Annotated in this window: 1 protein-coding gene; it reads right to left on the reverse strand. The window is 46.3% G+C overall.

Annotation, left to right across the window (positions count from 1 at the left end; translation table 11 throughout):
* Positions 1-71 precede the first annotated feature (71 nt).
* Positions 72-521 (reverse strand): RES family NAD+ phosphorylase, encoded by a 450-nt coding sequence (locus tag FU672_RS24780; protein WP_148245227.1) that lies wholly within the window; start codon positions 519-521, stop codon positions 72-74.
* Positions 522-1308: the final 787 nt, after the last annotated feature.

The following is a 1308-nucleotide window of genomic DNA, read 5'->3' on the forward strand; positions in this document are numbered from 1 at the left end:
AGAAGAAACAGGACGCTCAGATTACAAACAGGCCAGAGTAATTGTCGCGATGCGGACGGGGTAATTGTCGCCTAATAACCAGTAATGGCTTGCGTCAGCGAGTAATCAACACCTGTTAGTTGATCCGCTGTTAGATGCAACATTGACGCAAGTGTTGCCATATCAACCAGTATCAATGGGGATTTCGGGTGCAGCGTATACATATGTGCAATATCCAATGCATGCTCAGATATTGCGAAATCTCCATTGGCGTGGTGGTACATTCTGCCATAGCTTTCAGCCAGCGCTGTCAGGCTATTCTTTGCAAAGTAACAGACTCCGGTTTTACCAGACAGGTCGTTATAACGCCCCATTTCTTCTGGTTTCGTTGGTTTCCCGTAATGTTCCGCCGAAGCGTAATATTTCCCCTGAAAACGTTTCACATCAAGATCAAAAACAAAGACAGGTAACTTTCCATCGAGGCAGATTCGAGCCAGTGAGTCTAAAACTACGTTGTGTTTTTCATCAAAGATACTTCCCATAGAGTTAAAACCCTTATCAAGTAACGGTTGATAGCCATAAGCTTCACCTTTGGTTGTGGTTGATTTTTGTTCAGCACATGTGCTTGCCCATGTACTGCTTTTCTGCTCGCAAGCAGACCCATAATCGTTACATATTTACTCAGTAACGTTAATATTTTTAATTTTTTTTGATGTTAAGAAAAGCAAGGATGGGGTTTAGACTATCTATAAGAACTATCTAATGCCCTGGTGGGTAGGCCATAGATATTAATCTATTAGGCGACAATTACCCCGTCCGCCGTGTTGCCTCACCATTTAATGTTACTTTCTTGCCTCATCAAAATCGTCACTTTGGCTGATTAATAAATAACCAGACAAAGGTGCACCTGTAAGCAATGTATTGTTGCCTGTGGATACCCGTCGCCAGCTGCTGCGGGCGCTGAAAACACGCTATCAGGCAGCCAGTAAGGCAGAGAAAAACAGGATTCTCGAAGAGTTCATTCTGATCAGCGGGTACCATCGTAAATCAGCAATCCGGTTACTGAACGGGGCCGTCACTAACGGTAGTCAACAGCGTCGCTCAGCTCCGGCTCGGTTTATGGCGCAGCCGTTCAGCAGGCTCTGATTGTCCTACGGGAAGCTTCAGACCGGTTGTGCGGCAAACGTCTCAGGGCGTTACTGCCCCGGCTCATTCCGGCAATGGAGAAACACGGGCATCTCAGTCTGAATCCGGGGGTGTAAGCGGGAACCGTCCAAAATTTTGTCACGTCTGTCACTTTACGTCTTCTCGTCCGATGTCAGCGTCAGT

This window comes from Enterobacter asburiae, from assembly GCF_008080435.1.
Lineage (GTDB): Bacteria > Pseudomonadota > Gammaproteobacteria > Enterobacterales > Enterobacteriaceae > Enterobacter > Enterobacter asburiae_C.

Bases quoted from the DNA above. Each gene is read 5' to 3' on its own strand.
- FU672_RS24780 (WP_148245227.1), bottom strand. From the start codon at position 521: ATGGGAAGTATCTTTGATGAAAAACACAACGTAGTTTTAGACTCACTG.